Below are 20,056 nucleotides of genomic sequence, written 5' to 3'. Positions count from 1 at the left end.
TTTAGTTTCAATATTTGATTAAGTGGTAAAATATCCTGATTTTCTGTAACAAAATACCTACATAAGTTCCTTCTTAAGGACGAACCTGGCCATTTCCGTAGATGATATACTTCGTGGTCGTCAGCTCTTTTAAGCCCATAGGGCCTCTGGCATGAAGTTTCTGAGTGCTGATACCGATCTCAGCTCCAAATCCAAACTCATAGCCATCGGTAAAACGAGTGGATGCATTGACATATACAGCGGCTGCATCAATTTCATTTAAAAACCTTTGAGCGTTGGCGTAATTAGAAGTGATAATGGCCTCGGAATGACTGGTGCTGTAGCGGTTGATATGGCTGATGGCTTCGTCAATGGAACCAACAATTTTTAAAGATAGAATATAATCCAGATATTCAGTGCCCCAATCCTCTTCTGTTGCTGGAACAAAATCAGATACAATGGAGCAGGCCTCTTCATCTGCACGGATTTCCACCGATTTCAGAGAAAGCCTTTCTTTAAGGAGAGGAAGGAAATCAGGAGCAACCGCTCTGTGAATCACAAGGGATTCGCATGCGTTACATACCCCGATTCTCTGGGTCTTGGCATTAAAGATGATATCCAATGCCATATTAAAATCAGCCGTTTCATCCACGAAAACATGACAGTTACCAGTTCCCGTCTCAATGACCGGAATCGTACTGTTATCCACAACTGCCCGGATTAATCCTGCGCCGCCTCTTGGAATCAGAACATCTACATATTCCCTGAGACGCATAAACTCTTTTGTGACCTCCCGGTCTGTATCTGTAATAAGCTGAATGGAATCTTCCGGCAGTCCGGCTTCTGATAAGCCTTTTCTCAGCCATTTCACAATTGCTATATTGGATTCCAGAGCGTCACTTCCGCCCTTTAAAATCACTGCATTCCCGGATTTAAAGCACAGGCCAAAAGCATCTGCAGTCACATTGGGTCTTGCTTCATATATGATACCAACCACTCCCATTGGAACGCGTTTCTGTCCGATGGTAAGTCCGTTGGGACGGTTTTTCATGGAGATGACCTCACCAATGGGATCATCAAGCGCAGCCACAGACAAAAGGCCGTCTGCCATGGCTCCTATTCTTTGGGAAGTCAGTTCCAGACGGTCAATTAATCCAGCATTCATGCCTGATTTTTTCGCTTTATCCAAATCCTTCTCATTGGCAGCAAGAATTTCCGCTTCACCTGAAAGAAGGAATTTTGCAGCGGATTTTAGGCCCTGGTTCTTTTTCTCAGAGCCCAGAATTCCTAGAATACCTGTAATTTCCTTTGCTTTCTTACCAATTTCAATCACTGTCATAATTGAGTCCCCAATCCTTTCCTTTCGGTGTGATAATCCGGTCTACCCGCTTATCGTGAGGTTCTGCCGGAATGCGGTCAAGCAGCTGAAAATCATATGCAATGGCAAAGCGAAGATGGGAGGGCTCCCGTTCAAAGAAACGGTCATAGTAACCACCGCCGTACCCCAGTCGATTGCCTTCCCGGTCAAAAGCAATCCCAGGCACAATAACAGGTGCATCCGGGTCGCAGATCTTTAAACAGGTGGATTTAGGCTCCATGATTCCCATTACACCTTCTTCCAGATCCTTTTTGCCGCTTATGGCATAGAACTCAATCTGTTTTCCAGTAACTTTAGGAACTGCTATGTATTTTCCCTGGTTCAATAATGCCTCCATGAATTTCCATGTGCCGGCTTCCCCGTGAAACGAGGCATAGCAGTATACGCAAAAAGCCTGACGAATCTCAGAAAGATTTAAAAGCTTTTGGCAGATGACCTCGTTCCACACGTGTTCCGTGGCTGAATCCAGTGTTTTTCGCTGTTCTTTAATCCAGTTCCTTATTTCATTCTTTTCCGACTTTTCCATACTTTTTACCAAGATCGGTTACCGATCCGTCTTCTTCCTGAATAGAAATACTATTTAGGTTTCCTCTTAAGCTGGCACGTATGGATTCAATGTATTCCTTACGTAAAGCTGCCTGCTCTGCCTTTTCCTCTTCCGATAAGCCAGTTGATTTGGATTTGTGAAAAAGAGTGTTGATGCGGTCTATTTTTTCCTGATTCATTCGTTTCTCCTTAATACTCGTAATTAATATAGTCCATTAAATCAAAATCATCATTGGGGTGGGCAATGAAGAGGGTTCCCTTTTCTTCTCCCGCCATAATTTCCTGTATTACCTCAACATGGTCGCCATTGGCAATTACCATATCCGACCCTCCGTCAGTAGCAATACGGGCGGCCGCCAGTTTGGCTGCCATGCCTCCAGTTCCCACATCACTTCCTGATGTGGATTTTCCCATCTCCATAAGTTCTGGAGTAATTCTCTCAACCAGATTAATGAATTTTGCTTCCGGATTCTGTCTTGGGTCATCAGAATACAGACCATCAATGTCAGAAAGCAGAATCAAAAGATCTGCTCCGATAAGGGCCGCAACAATGGCGGAAAGCCGGTCATTATCTCCGAAATTATCCACCAGAGGAATCTCAGAAGTAGAAACGGTATCATTTTCATTGACGACTGGAATAGTACCCAGCTTAAGAAGCTCATCAAAGGTATTCTGGGCGTTATAACGATTGACATCATGTGTCATTGTATTCTTGGTCAGCAGAACCTGTGCTGCGATCTGATTATATTCTGCAAAAAGCTTTTGATAAACCATCATCAGCCTTGCCTGACCAACAGCAGCAAACGCCTGTTTTTCAGCAATGGTACCTGGCCTGGAATGATGTCCCAAGGCCTGGCGGCCAGCGGCGATGGCTCCTGAGGAAACCAGTACGACTTCCTTACCTTCTCCTTTTAAGTCACTGATAACCCGAATCAGTTTCTCGATTTTCGTAAGATTTAAATCACCGGTACAGGCATGGGTTAAGGATGAAGATCCTATTTTAATGACAATTCTCTTCTTATCTTTTAACGTTTCTCTCTCCCTGATGCTCATTGTATCATCCACTTTCTCCAGTTCTTTTGTTAAAAATATCTTACAACATTTTGAAGGTTTCGTCAATTTCTATATAGGAAGCCTTTGAAATCTGGCGGCAATCGCCTCAGCGACCTTTAATCCATCCATTGCCGCAGAAGTGATACCACCGGCATAACCAGCTCCTTCTCCACAGGGATAGATTCCTTTGATACTGCTTTCAAATTCTTCATTTCTTGGGATTCTCACCGGAGAGGAGGTTCTGCTCTCCACTCCTGCTAAAATCGCATCCGGTCTTTTAAAGCCCCTGATTTTGCGGTCAAAGGCTTCCACTCCGTCAATGAGTGATTCCGTTAAATAAGGAGGCAGGAAATCTCTGATGGATGTAAAATCATACTGTCCCTTAAATGCTGGTTCTACATCACCAAAACTCTTTGACAATTGTCCCTTTACAAAATCACCGTAAAGCTGGATGGGAATTTTACCGGCGCAGCTTAAATAAGCAGCTTTTTCCAGCTCTCTTTGATAGTGTACCCCGGAAAGAGGTCCTGTTGCTCCAAAATCTTCCGGCGTCACGGTAACGATTAATGCGCTGTTGGCATTTTCTCCGGCTCTGTCATGATAGCTCATCCCATTGACGGCTAACATCTTATCTTCCGAGGAAGCATTGACTACGTATCCTCCCGGACACATACAGAAGGTATAGACACCTCTGCCATTTTTACTTTTGTGTGTCAGCTTATAATCTGCAGCTCCAAGAACAGAATGATCTTCCACGCCATACTGACATTTGTTGATGCTCTTTTGAGGATGCTGGATTCTTAAGCCTACAGCAAATGCCTTGGCTTCCATAGGAACTCCTCTGCTTTCCAAAATCTCAAAGGTGTCTCTTGAACTGTGACCAATGGCCAATACAAGAATTTCAGAAGGAATTTCTTCGCCGCCTGCCACTACACCGGTAATTTTACCATCCTTAATCATAAAATCAGTGACACGGCTGTTAAAGCGTACCTCTCCGCCCAAACGGTTAATCTCTTCTCTCATCCTTTTAACAATGCCACTTAGAACATCAGTTCCAATATGAGGCTTATTAATATATAGTATGGAAGGATCCGCTCCAAATTCAACAAACAGCTCCAGAACCTTGCGGTTTCGCATCAGAGGGTCTTTTACCAGGGTATTCAGTTTTCCGTCAGAAAATGTTCCTGCTCCTCCTTCACCAAACTGTACATTACTATCTGGTTTTAAGAGACCGTTTTTCCAGAATTCATCAACAGCCTTTCTTCGCTCATCCACTGACTCTCCACGTTCCAGTAAGATAGGACGGTATCCATTTCTTGCAAGCATCACACCGCAGAATAGGCCGGCTGGACCTGCACCGATAATGACAGGGCGGCTGGACATCTTTTCTGTGCCCTTTGCAGGGAAATGATATTCTTTTTTCTCAGACAGTATGACATTGACATTGTTCACTTTATGTAATACCGTTTTCTCATTTGGTACTTTTACATCTACCGTATAGGTGAAATGAAGCTCTTCCTTCTTTCTTGCATCTACGGACTGCTTTATAATTTGTAAGGACTCTATCTCCTTTACTGGCAGTTTTAATGTTTTTGCTGCTTTTGACCATAATGCTTCTTCTGTATGATCCACTTTCAGCTTTAATTGATTAATTCTTATCATCCATTCCCTCTTCCCGCATGTCTGCCAGCCAGTATTCCGCTGGTCCATGCCCATTGTAAGTTATAACCGCCGCAGATTCCATCCACATCAACGATCTCTCCAGCTAGATAGAGACCCTTCACAAGCTTTGATTCCATGGTGTCCGGGTCCATTTCTCTGGTGTCAATTCCTCCGCTGCACACCTGAGCCTGTTCATAGGAATTGGAGGCAGTAACGACTGTACTCAGTCCTTTCAGGGCACCGGTGAGCATCTTTATTTGAGCCTGGGTTATCTGGTTCGTGTTGCCTGTGTTAATTCCAGCCTCCTGCAGAAGAATGGGAATCAGCTTTTGGTTGATCACACCATTTAAGAACTCTTTTGCGGGCCGCTGTCCAAAGCGGCTTTTTCTTTCCATTAATAGATCTCTTGTTTCTTTATAATCCATAGCAGGAAATAAATCCAGATCTATAATCGTTTGTTTTCCTTCCTTTAGTCCCTTCACTGCAAACCGGCTCACCTGGAAAACGGGAATGCCTGAGATGCCATAATCAGTAAATTGAAGTTCTCCCCGGTCGGAAGCAATGACTTTCCCGTCTAGCTTTAAGGTTATGGCAGCTTCGGTTCGTACACCTGCCGCCTGTTTATACCATTTTTCCCGGCACCGTAACTGTACCAGAGCAGGGAGCGGAGGAATAATCCTGTGTCCAAGTGCTTTTGCAAGGTCATAACCGCTGCCATCAGATCCAGTCTTTGGAGCTGCCATGGATCCGGCTGACAATATAACGGCATCCGCCTTTCTCTTGCCTATGGAAGTCATAACCGTAAGATCAGGCTTTATCCCTGTCACCTGACAATCGGTAATCAACTGGATCCCAAGATCGTCTAGTTCCGTAAGCAGAGCATCAAGCACTGCAGAAGCTTGCCCGGCATAGGGATAAACATATCCGTTTCTATCCGTAAGTACAATTCCAAGATCCCGAAAGAACTGAAGTGTCTCATCCACCGTCACGTTTTTCCTGGCTCTTTTTATAAATTCTGGATTGCTGCTGCGATAGGCACCATCAAACTGTTCCAGATTGGTTATGTTACATTTGCCATTTCCGGTAGACAGCAGCTTTTTCCCAGGCTTTGATGTATGTTCCATAATTGCAACAGAAGCGCCCGATCTGGCAGCCACAATTGCTGCTGTAAGACCGGAAGCGCCTCCGCCTACAACGATTACCTGTTGTTTCATATCCTCCTCCTGTATCTTTAAACAAGCTGACTAAAACAGCCTGTCTTTTTATTTCTGGTAAAATCTTAGCTTGTATAGGACTCCAGATAATTAAACACCTCTATCATGGAAGAAAACCATATGCCCTCCATTAGTTTTCCCCGTTCTTCCTCTGGAAAATCAGTTACAGGCATATGAGTATAAAGACAGATTGTGGTCTTATCCTGATAGAGGACGAGCAAATATCCGTCCTCTGATACAAGATAATATTTTTCCTTACCTTTTGCATTGGCAGGCTGGACCTCTTCCTGATTTATGACTATCTGCGCTTCTGTTACGGTCTCGGTTTCAAGGGTCGCACCTGGTAAAGCCTTCTCCGGCCTTACGCTGTCTTTTGTTATGACAAAACCGACACCCAGGCAGATAGCAGATGCCGCAACGAACAAAAGAAAGCAGAACATATACTTCTTCATGAGATGATACCTCCTTCAAGTAAGTATAGTATCTGCTTTCTTTTCAGTTTTTAATCACAATAAATGGAATTTTCTTGCAATATTCACCATTTTACCCCCTCCTGGTAAGCCCAGCAGTTCTTTTTCATCGACACAACGTAGTTTCAGTAGAAGAACTCCATATACGACGCAAGCCACAGCTATGGCTGCCAGAACACCAAGAAGGTTGCTTTTTAATACAAAATGAATCAAGGCATAAGTTCCGTAGGCTGCTCCACCCATCAGAGCTGAGGCCAGCGTAGGCAGAAGGAAGGTTTTTATTACTTCCTGCCTGTAATTTAAAATTCTACCGATGGCAATCCCGTTAAATAAGCACATAGTTAATGCAAATAAAATGTTTGAGTACAGAACTGCATAAATACCCATCTTAAACACAAATAACATGACCCAAAGAATTCCAACGTGAAGGACTAATGAAATAATTGCATTTTTAAGAGGTGTACGCATGTGGTTGATTCCTTGCAGTACTGCGTTTGTTACCGTTGAAAGAGAGAAAAATACAACGGCGACAGATCCATATACCATCATGTTAATTAGAGCGGTATTATCACTTCTATGAAACATCAGATTACATATGGGAGCAGCAAGCACCGTTAGTCCAACGGTAGCTGGTATGGATATAATCATGGAAAACCGGATTACCATGGATATTTTTCTAAGAATCTGGCTTTTATTCCGTTCTGCAACCGCCTGTGATAACGATGGTATGAGGGCGGAGGCAAGGGAATTGGCAATGGCTACTGGAATATTAAACAGCAATCGGTATTTCCCTGAGTAGACGCCCCAGTTAGATGCAATCTCAGAAGCGCCCATCCCAAGAACCGCCATTCCGTTTCCATAAATACTATTATCTACAACAATGCTGATATTGTATGCAACACTGCTTAGTACAATAGGAAAAACAGTCATTACAAGTAAACCTGACAGCTCCTGGTAAGTCTCCAGGCTTCTTGTCCGGTCACGTCTTGCCTGTTTTTTGACAACAGGCCTGTAACTAAACATGATAAATCCAAGAAATAATAGAGCCGCCAGGGCTCCGACTCCCGTACCAATGGTACCTCCTGCAGCACCAAAGGCATAGGAATATTCCGTGGAGCCGTACAGTGCATTTGATTTTAATCCCGCCTCAAACAGCTTTGCTGCAGCATAGATACTGATTACAGCATTAACAATCTGTTCGAATACCTGGGATATGGCTGTTGGCATCATCGTTCCCAGTCCCTGGAAATAACCTCTGAATACTCCAAGGTAAGCTATAATCCAGATGGTAGGAGCCAGTGTCTTTAACGCATAGCTGGTATACGGCATCTTTAAAAAATCATTTGCAAAAACATCTGCCCCAAACCAAAGAATTGCCGCACCAAGCCCTCCAACTACTGTTCCATAGAACAGGGACACCTTTAGAACACGAACTGAGTTAATATATTCTTTTCGTGCCAGTCTGGTGGCCACCATCTTAGAAACTGCAGTCGGCAGGCTATAGGACGAAACAATTAAAAGGATAGAGTAAATTGAGAAAGCAGAACTGTAATATCCGTTTCCTTCATCTCCAAGAATACTGGCCAGAGGAATCCGGTAGAACATTCCGATAATACGCACGATAATACCCGCAACCGCAAGAATGGTTCCCTGAATCAGAAAATTTGAGGCGCCTCGTTTGGCTGGGGCTTTTTTAATTCTATTGTTTTCCATATAATTCTACATTGGGAGAATCCTGTGCAGGAATAATGCAAACCCAGGTCTTCCCCTGGTTCAGGATAATCTCATTATTCTCCATGTCGTAATAATGTGTGGGTCCGAATTCATCATTCTTCGACCACTTAACGGGAATTGCACGTCCCTGAGTAATATACATTCCAAAGGAATCGCTTCGCACATTAATATCCAAATAATCAGTCGTTGCATAATGTGCTGCCGGACAGTATTGAAACAAAATATTTTTTACCTTAATCTGCCCTTCATTCCCTTTGTGGGGACCTCCATACTGGAAGCGGTAATATAAACCATCCTCTTCATGATATTCGAACCATGGCTTATTGAGAGGATATCCTGGATAGACCTTATATGCATCCTTGACCTGGGGCGCATGCTCCAGTGTGACTTCTTTCCCAGTCTTGGCAAAGCGGTAATGGCCTTCATACGTTTTATTGTATTCATGAGAATATCCAAGCTTTTTAATAGACTCGTTCAGCCTGCTCCCGCTTGTATACGCATTGTGAGGAGGCTTTTTATCTTTGGAACGGTAATATGCCACATTACCAATGGCTTCCAACCCATTGATATTATCTACATTGGCTAAGTAAGGTTTTGCAAAAGTACTCTGGCCGTAATGAGCATAGATTGCATCGAATTCCCGGGCAAAGTATGTATAGTAAGTACGACAGCTTCTCACGGAGCCGATCCGCTCTAAATTGTCATAATCTTCAATAATCGCCATGTACCGGTTCATGCCGCCTTCTGCTGGTGCCTCATAAACCACACCGGCCCGGTTGATTCCGTACTGTGGCAGGGCAACCTTATCATTGCTCATCATCACAGCAACCGGTCTTCGGTTTCCAATGTCTGACTTTACCATCTCCCCGGTCAGATAACTGCGAATCATCCCGTCTTTTTCCTGGCGTTCTGAAAAGGTATAGTAATCACCTGGGCCTTCCTCTGGTGTTTGTTCGGCTTCTGTACTGCTGTTAATCTTAATTTCAGTAGAAGAAGCTTCTTTCGTCGATGACATTGTTACGGATACTTCCTCATAATGTCTTGTACAACCAAATAAAAAAGTGGCAGACACCACGGCACCAATAAGCCCAAACCATACCCTTTTCATCATCTTACATATCCCCTCCGACTTAATATTTCTTCCTGCTTCTGTTCCATGATCTGGCGTTCTTCCTCTTCCATATGATCATAGCCGAACAGATGCAGCATACTGTGAGCCACTAAAAATGCCATCTCCCTGGCCTCAGAGTGGCCGTATTTTTCCGCCTGTTCGATTACCTTATCAACGGAAATCACAATATCTCCAAGAAGTAGCTCTCCTGTTTCAGGATTAAAATAGTCATTTGCCATATCCTCCAGGCGGTCAAAGTCGGAAGGAAATTCATAATCCACCATAGGGAAAGATAGGACGTCCGTAGGGTTGTCTATGTTACGGAACTCCTGATTGATCTGCCTGATATCCTCATTATCAGTAATCAGGACATTGACCTCTGCCTCATAAGGGCACCCTTCATAATCCATGGATGTTTCAATCACGGCTGTAATAATATCTTCATAGGGAATATCGAGTTTTTTTTCAGACTCGTATTCAATGTTAATTGTCATAATGTGCCTTTCTGCCCCCAGGGGCTTTCGTCTTTCGTTCTCCCGCCTTATTCTTAGATTCAAAATCATCATAGGCTTGTACTATTTTTTGAACAAGAGGATGGCGGACCACATCGCTGCTTGTCAGCTGACAAAAGCTGATATCATCAATTTTCTTTAAAATACGCATTGCCATATCAAGGCCGGATACAGCTCCTGTGGGAAGGTCCTTTTGCGTCTGGTCACCGGTTACAATGACTTTTGATCCGAAACCAATTCTTGTAAGGAACATCTTCATCTGGGCAGGAGTGGTATTCTGGGCTTCATCCAGAATGATATAGGCATTGTCTAAGGTTCGACCTCTCATATAGGCAAGCGGAGCCACCTCAATTAACCCTTTCTCTGAATTGTGAAGAAAGCTTTCTGCTCCCATAATCTGATAAAGGGCATCATAAAGAGGCCTTAAATAAGGGTCAATCTTGCTTTGAAGATCGCCAGGAAGAAATCCAAGCTTCTCTCCTGCCTCTATGGCAGGTCTTGTGAGGATAATCCGGTTCACTTCCCCATTTTTAAACGCCTGTATGGCCATAGCCATGGCAAGATATGTTTTTCCTGTACCGGCAGGTCCGATTCCAAATACAATCATCTTTTTTCGGATCTGATCAACGTATTGTTTTTGACCAAGGGTCTTTGGCTTTACTGGCTTGCCGCTTATGGTACGGCAGATAATATCTTTATCTATTTCAAGGATCTGACTGTCGTTTTCTGAAAATGATAGAGAGAGGGCATAGTCCACATTCTGCTCTGTAATGGTATTGCCCCGTTTGGACAGTTCGATCAGATTATTAAAAACGCTTCTTGCTTTTTGAACCATCTGGTCAGGTCCAATAATTTTAAGAGCACCATCTCTTGCTACCATGGTAACATGAAGAGTCCGTTCCATTTTCTTTAAGTAACTGTCAAACTGTCCGCATACATTTTTTTCGTGCTCTGCTGGAATATCTATGATTGTCTCAATTACGCTCATCTGAATGATTTGTCTCCTCCGGTTCTTCTGTTGTCTGCATCTTAATTCCTTCCTGCCTTCCAACTGGTTCATCGGTTATGAAATCCATGGCAATTTGGCATAAAGATTCATTATCTAGTATTTTAACATGATTTTCTAGAATTTGTACCCCTTTTTCCAATAATTTTTTTTCAAACTCTTGATTCATTTTATCGGCCAGCTCTTTTTTTTCTTCTTCCGTATAGGGTCGCTCATAGGAAATATATTCCTTTCCGGTTATCTTTCCTATATATATGGGCAGGTAAAAATTCTGGAATAAATGAAGCTGCTCTTCCTCCATGGTTCTTTTCCATGAGGTTCCCTCCGGGCGAGGACGCATGAGCAGAAAAGAACTCTCAAAGGCTTTGACATACAATCCTCTCCGAACCTTTCCTGTTTCCACATCAATCTTACGATATAAGGGAATCCGTCTTGTCTCATGATACTCCGTCTTTGCACGAATATCTGCTTCCGAATGAACATAATGAGTATTTACAATCTCTTCGCTGTCTCCAATAATAGGAAGCGCACCACTTACCAGTATCTGACCTTTGGTAACCGTATCGCCAACTGCTACCTTTGGAACTCCGCTTCGTACAATCATCGATGTAATTACCCCGTCCTTTTCCGCCACGATATCGCATGGTGTTTCATCCTTTACCGGGATTTCTGAAAGCACTTCATTTTCCTTTATCTTAACCAAAAGCCTGGTTCCTGATACCCTCGCAGATACCCATGTTATTTCTGGAAATGCGGTACGGAGAGATTCCTCCAAAAGATCGCAGTCAATTTTCGACTTTATCATACCGTAATGAATCTGTTCTGATTCACAATATTTAAGAAGAGTGTCGTATGTATACATTCTGTTTCCGTCAAATTTAATATCCCAGATAAAGAGAGACAGTGTATAAAGAATGAAGAAAAAGCCAAAAAGTCCAGCTGCATAAAATTTACGCTTCCGATTGCGGTATAAAAAAAAAGGAAGTCCAAACTTTTTTAAAATTCTAAGTCTGACCTTCGATTTGCGGACAAGAGGCTTGATCTTTCGAAACCCCGGTACGGTCATAAAAAATTGATAGGTTGGACCAGTATTAACAACTTGCCATAATTCTATCTCATGAACCGTGCACATATTTAAAAACCGTTCCGGAGAAAAACCGGACATTTCTATAAAAAGATAACCGAAAAAGCGGCGACTCAGCCATTCAATCACGTTCTTACACCTCCAACTCCCCTGCTTATTCAAATTCCAGGGATTTGATATATCCATTGATTTTCATCTCTTCATTGGTGTAATATTCGATGATAAGCCTGCTTCCGGAGATATTTACCCGGCAGTTTTTTGCCTGAAGCTTGATAAAGCTATCTGTGTACATGATGATGCTTCGGTAATTTTCAATCACAACACTGTGGCGTCCGAGAAAGGACACAAGCACCTCTCCAAGCACGACATCCTTGGGGAGTTTTAAGGTGGAAGCTGCCTTTTCTATCGATTCCTCCAACATATTTTCTCTGCCTTCCTCACATTTATTCCTTTATACTATATGCAAAGAGGATATGGAAAATTCTACGGCCCGCCAAAAGTAGAAAAAACCCCTGGTTACGCCTAGGCCAAACCAGAGGTTTATCTTTTAACTATTAGTTATATTTACGTTTTCTTGCAGCTTCAGACTTTTTCTTACGTCTTACGCTTGGCTTTTCGTAATGCTCTCTCTTACGAATTTCCTGCTGGATACCTGCTTTAGCACAGTTTCTTTTGAATCTGCGTAAAGCGCTATCTAAGGTCTCGTTGTCTTTAACGATTACATTTGACATAGCTCACACCTAACCTCCCTCCAGTTGTGTACTTGTGCATAATACAACTGTTTGGGTATTTTATAGCACTGATATGATTATAGCATAATTTTGCCATACGTCAAGAAAAACTTTCATATTTTTTCGTATTTCAACAGCAATTATTTCAGCTGTTCCTCTACTACTTCCCTCGCTTTTGCAAGGCAATCTTCCACTCCGGCCGGGTTCTTTCCACCTGCCTGAGCCATGTTTGGACGACCTCCGCCGCCTCCTCCTACCAGTGCTGCAATCTCTTTTAACAGATTTCCAGCATGAGCACCTTTCTTCTGAGCTTCCTCTGTGGCAGAAGCCATAAGATTGACTTTATCCCCCTGGATTGAGGCAATCACAATGACACTTTCCCCTAATTTATCTTTTAACTGGTCTCCTAAATTACGGAGTCCGTTCATATCTACATCCATGACCTTGGTCGCCAGAACCTTGATGCCGTTTACTTCCTTAACCTGATCCATAACATCGCCAAGAGAATCCTTTGCCAGCTTACTCTTTAACTTTTCATTTTCAGAATGAAGTGCCTTGATTTCTTCTAACAATGATTCGATTTTTGAAGTCAGTGAAGAAGGCGTTGTTTTGGCAGCTTTTGCCGCTTCATGGAATTCACGCTCGGTTTCTTCGTAATAATTCATGAGACCATCACCAGTGAGGGCTTCAATTCTTCGAACACCAGCAGCAATTCCTGTTTCAGAAAGGATTTTAAAGGAACCGATTACACCGGTATTGGCAATATGGGTTCCACCGCAAAGCTCTGTAGAGAAGTCTCCCATCTTTACTACGCGCACGGTATCACCGTATTTCTCACCGAACAATGCCATCGCGCCTGATTTCTTTGCTTCTTCCAGTGACATGACTTCTGTATTGACAGGAAGTGCATTCTTAATTTGTTCATTCACAAGTGTTTCCACACCTTTGATTTCCTCTGGTGTCAAGGCTGAAAAATGGGTAAAGTCAAAACGAAGTCTGTCTCCATCAACCAAAGAACCAGCCTGCTCTACGTGACTTCCCAAAACGACTCTTAATGCTTTCTGAAGCAGATGAGTGGCACTGTGGTTTTTCCCTGTATTCTGACGATTCTTTTCACAAACCTTTAATGTAACCTCATCTCCGGTCTGGAACATTCCCTTTATCATTTTACCAACGTGGCCGATTTTTCCACCCTGTAAATGAATCGTATCTTCTACTTTAAACTCACCATTTTCACTTACAATAGTGCCAACATCACCCTGCTGTCCACCCATGGTGCCGTAAAATACAGTCTGACTGGTAACAATAGTTCCAATCTCACCGTCTGTAAGGGCTTCCACAAGTTCTGTTTCAGTCGTTAGTGCAGTTATAGAAGAAGTACATGTTAATTTATCATAACCTACGAACTCTGTAGAAAGGGAAGGATCAATAGACTGGTAAACAGTAACATCAGCCCCCATATAGTTCGTTGTTTTTCTTGCATTTCTCGCTGTTTCACGCTGTTTTTGCATGGCAGCCTTAAAGCCATCTTCATCCACGCTGAAGTTTTTCTCCTGCAGAATCTCAAGAGTCAGATCCAGTGGGAATCCGTAGGTATCATATAACTTAAATGCCTCGTCTCCGGAAAGAATCGTCTCATTCTTCTTGCGCATATCCTCTTCCAAATCATTTAAGATAGAAAGACCCTGGTCAATGGTCTTATTAAACTTATCTTCTTCCTGAGAAAGAACTTTTAAAATCATTGCTTTCTTTTCGTCAAGCTCTGGATAACCATCCTTAGAAAGTGAAATGACAGTCTGTGAAAGGTCTGCAAGGAATTTTCCTTCGATACCCAAAAGCCTTCCGTGACGAGCTGCTCTCCGGAGCAGACGGCGAAGCACATAGCCTCTTCCTTCATTAGAAGGCATAATGCCGTCAGATATCATAAAGGTACAGGAACGAACATGGTCTGTAATCAAACGAAGAGATACATCCACATTGGAATCCTTCTTATATTCTGTATGTGCAAGCTCAGCCACACGGTTTAAAAGGGCCTTAATGGTATCGATATCAAAGATAGAATCCACATCCTGTACTACAACAGCAAGACGCTCCAGCCCCATACCAGTATCAATGTTCTTCTGCTTTAATTCTTCGTAATTACCGTGTCCATCATTCTCAAACTGGGTAAATACGTTATTCCATACTTCCATGTAGCGGTCACAGTCACAGCCCACCGTACATCCAGCTTCGCCGCAGCCATACTTCTCGCCGCGGTCGTAATAAATTTCAGAACACGGTCCGCAAGGTCCGGCACCATGCTCCCAGAAATTATCTTCTTTTCCCATACGGAAAATACGTTCCGGAGCTATTCCAATCTCTTTGTTCCAGATTTCAAAAGCCTCATCATCTTCAAGGTAGATAGAAGGGTAAAGCCTGTCTGCCTCAAGCCCGACTACTTCAGTTAAAAACTCCCATGACCACTGAATGGCTTCTTTCTTAAAATAATCACCAAAGGAGAAGTTACCCAGCATCTCGAAGAATGTGCCGTGACGTGCAGTCTTTCCAACGTTCTCAATATCACCGGTGCGGATGCACTTCTGGCAGGTGGTCACTCTCTTTCTCGGGGGAATCTCCTGACCGGTAAAATATGGCTTTAAAGGAGCCATACCTGAATTAATCAATAACAAGCTGTTATCATTATGAGGAACAAGAGAAAAGCTTTTCATAGCCAAATGATCCTTACTCTCAAAAAATTCAAGGAACATTCTCCTCAGTTCATTCACACCGTAGTTCTTCACGTTACTGTCCTCCGTTTGTTATATTGTCTCTTCTGACAAAATGCCGTTACTGGCGGCATCCCTGGTTTTTTATATCATTTCATTTATCTTACTATCCTATCATAAGGGGTTTTATTTATCAAGATGTTCCAATGGAAATTTTTTCATTCCAACAAAAAAGTACGGCAAAAGCCGTACTTTACTGATTATTTAATGTAGATAATACTTCGGAATACTCCTTTACCAGATCATAGGCCCTGGTCCTTGTAGAGTCTGCTAAAGAAGCGGTGTATTCAAGACCTTCCAGGCTGCCCCCGCTGAATTTTTTCGCGGCCTCTTCTGCTTTTGCATCTCTGGATTTCATCCAGGTCTGCTGAGATTGCTCCAGAGTTTTTCGCTCCTCTTCTGAAAGCGATTGGGCAATGGTATCATATATGGTGTTTTGCTCCGTATCCCAAAGCTTTAATTCCTTGTCAGCAAGAGCTTTCATGGAATAGGTATTGGAATTTCCTGATTCGTCCCGGATTTTTTTAATTTGTTCATCCAGACTCTTTAAATGTTTTTGATAAGCAACAGCCCCACCGTCTGTATTTGATTCAACCGACACTTTGGCTTTCACATCCGGGCTTATGGGAGACAAGACAGTTTCCTGCTCGGCTGCTTCTGCCACTTTTAAAGATGGGACAGGAGCTGAATCGGCCTCAGAAGAGTCTTGTATCATCTCGGTCTTCTCTTCTGGCTCTGGCTCTGCTGCTGCCATCATTCTTTGGGAAGCCTCTCCCTTTGCATCTGCTTTTGCCGATCGTTTTAAACTGGCTCCTTCCTCCGGATAGGAGGACTGTTCCTTCGGTTTTTCTTTGTTATAATATGCGCCATATTCCTGATTCGAAGTAAGTTCTGAACTGGAATAGTTCTGAACACCAACAGGACTTGGAGCAGTTTCCTTACTGTTAATGAAACTGGTGGTGGCTAGCGTCATCAGCACACCGATCACCAGAATACTCCCTATGACAATCCAAATCCCTCTGCCTTTATTCATGAACGATCATCCTAACCTGATTTGATGAAGCTACCATATCATAAATAAATTAGAAAAGAAATAGGAATTCGCATTTAGTAAGACATTGTAAGAGATATGTAAGTTTTTGGAATCTCCTACCATTTACAGTCCCTCATCCACCAAAAGATTGTTTCCATCAGCAGCACTTGTAGCCAGCTGGTCACACCGTTCATTCTGCGGATGCCCAGCATGTCCTTTCACCCAGTGAAAGGATACCTGGTGGGGTTCTTTTGCTTTTAAAAGTCTTTCCCATAAATCAATATTCTTTACAGGACCACTTTTCCCCCGCTTCCAGTTATTTCTCACCCAATTGTCAATCCATCGCTGGTTAAAGGCATCGGTAACGTACTTGGAGTCGGAATAAAGCTCCACCTGGCATGGCCTTGTGAGTGCCTCTAAACCGGCAATCGCTGCCATTAGTTCCATACGGTTATTGGTGGTTTTTACATAACCTGCTGAAAGCGTCTTTTCATGGAGCTGCCCTTTGGAATCCGTAAATTGCAAAACTGCACCGTAACCGCCCGGTCCATCCGGGTTTCCTCTTGCAGCTCCGTCTGTATATAACATTACCTTATTCACGTTTTTGTATATCTCCTTATCTATCCCATTTATCACATAATGAATTAATCTGATCTGCAAACTTGGCAAGATCTTTATTGGCACCGCCTTCGTTATGACGGATCACCTGTAAAAGCCTTTCGCCGGCAGCAAAAAGTCTTCCATATACACCAGCCGGTTTTTTTAGAGGCTCCGGTGCTCTGACTACTTCAACACCTTCTGTATGATTCAGCCAAACGCCCTTAGACAGATCGTAGATCGAGCCTGAGTGAGGTGCCGTTGCCTGATACCCATATTCATTTTCAAGAAGCTGTTCAAAGGAATTGCAGACGAAATCGTCACCGTGTACCAGAAATACTTGTTTAGGCTTATTCTCAAATGCGTTCAACCAGCCAATCAGTCCTTCCCGGTCTGCATGTGAACTCATCCCTTCCATTCGCTCAATATGAGCTTCGACCTGGATGGTTTCTCCAAACAGCCTGACCTCTCCTGCTCCATCTAACAGACTTCTTCCTAATGTCCCAACGGACTGATAGCCTGTAAAGACAATGGTACAGGCAGGTCTCCATAAATTATGTTTTAAATGATGCCGAATTCGTCCGGCATCGCACATTCCTGCTGCCGATATAATTACCTTCGGATTAGGATTGAAATTAATGTTCCTGGATTCGTCACTGGTAACAGAAAGCTTTAACCCTGGAAATGAGATAGGGTTAATCCCATTTAATACCAGCTGCTTTGTTTCTTCATCATAGCAGTCAACCAGATTATCCTTAAACACCTGGGTTGCTTCCACTGCAAGAGGGCTGTCAACGTACACTTCAAATCTATCATGGCCTATGATCCGCTTCTCGGCTTTTATACGTCGGAACATGTAAAGGAGTTCCTGGGTTCTTCCAACCGCAAAGGCAGGAATTACGACATTGCCGCCTCTGTCTAAAGTCCGCTGAACGATGTCAGAAAGCACGGAAACATGATCTGGGATCGCTCCGTGAAGGCGGTCACCGTAAGTGCACTCCATAACCACATAATCCGCTTCCTTTATATACTGAGGATCGCGGATCAGAGGTTTGTTCTTGTTGCCGATATCACCGGAGAAGACAATTTTATTCGTAACGCCGTCTTCTGTTGCCCATACTTCGATGGAAGCAGATCCCAGAAGATGGCCTACATCAGTAAAGCGGATGGTTAAGCCATCTTCAAGCTCTGCCTTTTCATCGTAGGCATAAGAAATGAATTGTTTTAAGACCCCAGCCACGTCATTAATCCCATATAGCGGCTCTTCTTCCGGCAGACCTGCCCGTCTGGCCTTGCGGTTCTTCCATTCTGTTTCTGATTCCTGTATATGTGCGCTGTCCTTGAGCATAATGCCGCAAAGATCAGCTGTTGCATAGGTAGAAACTACCCGTCCGCGGAAGCCTCTGGCATAGATAAAGGGGAGCATCCCTGCATGATCGATATGTGCATGGGTCAATAGAACGTAATCAATTTCTGCGTAGCTCACAGGCAGTTCCACATTCTGGAATCTGTCAATCCCCTGCTCCATACCGCAGTCCACAAGGATTTTTAATCCGGCTGCCTCCAGATAATGACAACTGCCGGTAACCTCATGGGCTGCGCCAATGAACATCAATTTCATATGAGCCCTCCTTTTGTATCTGTTTTTTCGTATTATACCATTAATTTAGATAATAATGCAAATCATACCGCCATTACTATCATTAATAATTTTTTGGAGGGTGTCTTGAAGCTTTAACTGACAATCTTCTGTCAATTGGGATACCTTAGCCTGAATGCCGTCTTCTACAATCTGCTCAATGGATTTTCCAAAGATATTGGTGTTCCAGATTCCTTCTTCCCCATCTCTGGCATTTTCCTTGATGTAGGCAATCAAATCCTCTGCCTGCTGCTCACTTCCCACAATCGGAGCAATTTCAGTCTGGATATGGGCCTTGATTAAATTAATGGAAGGTGCCTCTGCACGCATCTTAACTCCATATTTATTGCCATGCTTGATAACTTCTGGTTCGTCTAAAATGATTTCGGAGCGTTCCGGCGTTACAACGCCATAGCCTTTTAACCGGACCTGACTCATGGCCTGGTTGACCTTTTCGTATTCTGCCTTCATCTTCGCAAGCTCGCTTAAGGTCTGCATCAGCTGATACTCGCCTTCAATGGGCAGGCCTACATAATCGCTTAAAATCTGATAATAATAGCTGTCATCTACATCCATTCCAAGAGCTACGCTTCCATCTGCCATATCCATGTTCTGGACTTTTATTGCGCGGATGCTTTCAGCGGCGCCGTCATAAAGATCAGAAGCCACATCTTTCATGTGAGTTACTTTCTTCACCATGTTCTTGGCTGCTTCAATGACCTGAGCCTTAAGCCAATGGGTAGCAGGAAGAATTTCCAGCCATTTTGGAATATAGAAATCCATTTCTGTTACAGGGAATTCCTTTAACACACGCTCCAGGATGTTATTTACATCCTCTTTCTTTAACTGTTCGCAGTTAACAGGCAGTACCGTTACTCCGTATTTCTGGCTCATTTCCTTGGAAAGTGCAGTCGTCTCATCAGAAAATGGCTTTGCAGAATTAAGGAGAATGATAAACGGTTTTCCAAGGACTTTTAATTCCTGTACGGTGCGCTCCTCGGCTGCTATGTAGTTGGGACGTTTCAGTTCACCAATGGTACCGTCTGTAGAAATCACCACACCGATGGTGGAATGGTCATTGATGACTTTTCTGGTGCCGATTTCAGCTGCTTTGGTAAATGGGATTTCATAATCGAACCAGGGTGTTTTTACAAGGCGCTCTTCGTCATTTTCTATGTGTCCAGCGGCTCCTTCTACCATAAAGCCTACACAGTCAATCAGGCGCACCTTTGTCTCGATTTCATCGCCCAGACGAATGGTTGCTGCTTCCTTGGGGATGAATTTCGGCTCCGTGGTCATAATAGTTTTTCCTGCAGCACTTTGGGGCAGTTCGTCCCTTGTCTGCGTTTTCTGATGTTCGTCTTCCATGCCCGGCAATACCATTAATTCCATAAAACGCTTGATAAAAGTCGATTTTCCTGTTCTTACCGGTCCCACCACTCCAATGTAGATCTCTCCGTTGGTTCGGGCTTTGATATCATTGTATACGTTATAATTGTCCATAAAGATTCCCCCTTCTGTGCTGTTACACTATATGCGAGG

The 20,056-nt window shown here is 43.3% G+C and carries 19 protein-coding genes; all 19 read right to left on the bottom strand.

Going from position 1 to position 20,056, the window contains the following annotated elements; all coding sequences use genetic code 11:
- Positions 1-73: 73 nt before the first annotated feature.
- The 19 genes from OW255_RS10630 to spoIVA all read right to left on the bottom strand — a co-directional run bounded on the left by OW255_RS10630 (position 74) and on the right by spoIVA (position 20,017).
- Positions 74-1,318, bottom strand: a complete 1,245-nt coding sequence (locus OW255_RS10630; protein WP_268116558.1) for a glutamate-5-semialdehyde dehydrogenase — start codon at positions 1,316-1,318, stop codon at positions 74-76.
- A complete protein-coding gene (locus OW255_RS10625) occupies positions 1,305-1,883 on the bottom strand; it encodes a 5-formyltetrahydrofolate cyclo-ligase (RefSeq protein WP_024835937.1) in 579 nt (192 codons plus the stop codon). The genes OW255_RS10630 and OW255_RS10625 overlap by 14 nt, the downstream gene beginning before the upstream one ends.
- Complete coding sequence (locus OW255_RS10620; RefSeq protein WP_024835938.1) at positions 1,861-2,082, bottom strand: DUF896 domain-containing protein; 222 nt, start codon at positions 2,080-2,082, stop codon at positions 1,861-1,863. The genes OW255_RS10625 and OW255_RS10620 overlap by 23 nt, the downstream gene beginning before the upstream one ends.
- A 10-nt stretch (positions 2,083-2,092) precedes the next feature.
- The gene (gene proB, locus OW255_RS10615; RefSeq protein ID WP_024835939.1) at positions 2,093-2,956 is read right to left on the bottom strand and encodes a glutamate 5-kinase; all 864 of its coding nucleotides are present in this window, start codon (positions 2,954-2,956) and stop codon (positions 2,093-2,095) included.
- A 69-nt stretch (positions 2,957-3,025) separates the two neighbouring features.
- Complete coding sequence (locus tag OW255_RS10610) at positions 3,026-4,618, bottom strand: NAD(P)/FAD-dependent oxidoreductase (RefSeq protein ID WP_024835940.1); 1,593 nt, start codon at positions 4,616-4,618, stop codon at positions 3,026-3,028.
- A complete protein-coding gene (locus OW255_RS10605; protein WP_024835941.1) occupies positions 4,615-5,832 on the bottom strand; it encodes a BaiN/RdsA family NAD(P)/FAD-dependent oxidoreductase in 1,218 nt (405 codons plus the stop codon). Before OW255_RS10605 ends, OW255_RS10610 begins: the two co-directional genes overlap by 4 nt.
- A gap of 65 nt (positions 5,833-5,897) precedes the next feature.
- Complete coding sequence (locus OW255_RS10600; protein ID WP_024835942.1) at positions 5,898-6,284, bottom strand: hypothetical protein; 387 nt, start codon at positions 6,282-6,284, stop codon at positions 5,898-5,900.
- 54 nt (positions 6,285-6,338) lie between these two features.
- Complete coding sequence (locus OW255_RS10595; RefSeq protein ID WP_024835943.1) at positions 6,339-8,015, bottom strand: putative polysaccharide biosynthesis protein; 1,677 nt, start codon at positions 8,013-8,015, stop codon at positions 6,339-6,341.
- Entirely contained in the window at positions 8,002-9,147 is a 1,146-nt protein-coding gene (locus tag OW255_RS10590) for a DUF3048 domain-containing protein (RefSeq protein WP_268116557.1), read from the bottom strand. Before OW255_RS10590 ends, OW255_RS10595 begins: the two co-directional genes overlap by 14 nt.
- Positions 9,144-9,641, bottom strand: coding sequence for an rRNA maturation RNase YbeY (gene ybeY / locus OW255_RS10585; RefSeq protein ID WP_268116556.1), 498 nt, complete (start codon positions 9,639-9,641; stop codon positions 9,144-9,146). Before ybeY ends, OW255_RS10590 begins: the two co-directional genes overlap by 4 nt.
- Positions 9,631-10,647 carry a PhoH family protein gene (locus tag OW255_RS10580; protein WP_268116555.1) on the bottom strand — a complete coding sequence of 339 codons (1,017 nt, stop codon included), beginning with the start codon at positions 10,645-10,647 and terminating at the stop codon, positions 9,631-9,633. The genes ybeY and OW255_RS10580 overlap by 11 nt, the downstream gene beginning before the upstream one ends.
- Positions 10,634-11,878, bottom strand: a complete 1,245-nt coding sequence (gene yqfD / locus OW255_RS10575) for a sporulation protein YqfD (protein ID WP_268116554.1) — start codon at positions 11,876-11,878, stop codon at positions 10,634-10,636. Before yqfD ends, OW255_RS10580 begins: the two co-directional genes overlap by 14 nt.
- 25 nt (positions 11,879-11,903) lie before the next feature.
- The gene (locus tag OW255_RS10570; RefSeq protein ID WP_024835948.1) at positions 11,904-12,170 is read right to left on the bottom strand and encodes a YabP/YqfC family sporulation protein; all 267 of its coding nucleotides are present in this window, start codon (positions 12,168-12,170) and stop codon (positions 11,904-11,906) included.
- Between the two features lie 133 nt (positions 12,171-12,303).
- On the bottom strand, positions 12,304-12,480 hold the full coding sequence (gene rpsU / locus OW255_RS10565; RefSeq protein ID WP_008975787.1) for a 30S ribosomal protein S21: 177 nt from the start codon (positions 12,478-12,480) through the stop codon (positions 12,304-12,306).
- Between the two features lie 140 nt (positions 12,481-12,620).
- The gene (alaS, locus tag OW255_RS10560; protein ID WP_268116597.1) at positions 12,621-15,227 is read right to left on the bottom strand and encodes an alanine--tRNA ligase; all 2,607 of its coding nucleotides are present in this window, start codon (positions 15,225-15,227) and stop codon (positions 12,621-12,623) included.
- 211 nt (positions 15,228-15,438) lie between these two features.
- Positions 15,439-16,278 (bottom strand): lysozyme inhibitor LprI family protein, encoded by an 840-nt coding sequence (locus OW255_RS10555; RefSeq protein WP_268116553.1) that lies wholly within the window; start codon positions 16,276-16,278, stop codon positions 15,439-15,441.
- A 123-nt stretch (positions 16,279-16,401) separates the two neighbouring features.
- Complete coding sequence (gene rnhA, locus OW255_RS10550; protein ID WP_024835951.1) at positions 16,402-16,878, bottom strand: ribonuclease HI; 477 nt, start codon at positions 16,876-16,878, stop codon at positions 16,402-16,404.
- 16 nt (positions 16,879-16,894) lie between these two features.
- A complete protein-coding gene (locus OW255_RS10545) occupies positions 16,895-18,496 on the bottom strand; it encodes an MBL fold metallo-hydrolase RNA specificity domain-containing protein (RefSeq protein ID WP_024835952.1) in 1,602 nt (533 codons plus the stop codon).
- Between the two features lie 45 nt (positions 18,497-18,541).
- On the bottom strand, positions 18,542-20,017 hold the full coding sequence (spoIVA, locus tag OW255_RS10540) for a stage IV sporulation protein A (protein ID WP_024835953.1): 1,476 nt from the start codon (positions 20,015-20,017) through the stop codon (positions 18,542-18,544).
- Between the last annotated feature and the right edge of the window lie 39 nt (positions 20,018-20,056).

The organism is Lacrimispora xylanolytica, assembly GCF_026723765.1.
Classification (GTDB): Bacteria; Bacillota; Clostridia; order Lachnospirales; family Lachnospiraceae; genus Lacrimispora; species Lacrimispora xylanolytica.
This window is presented reverse-complemented; position numbering and strand designations above follow the sequence as displayed.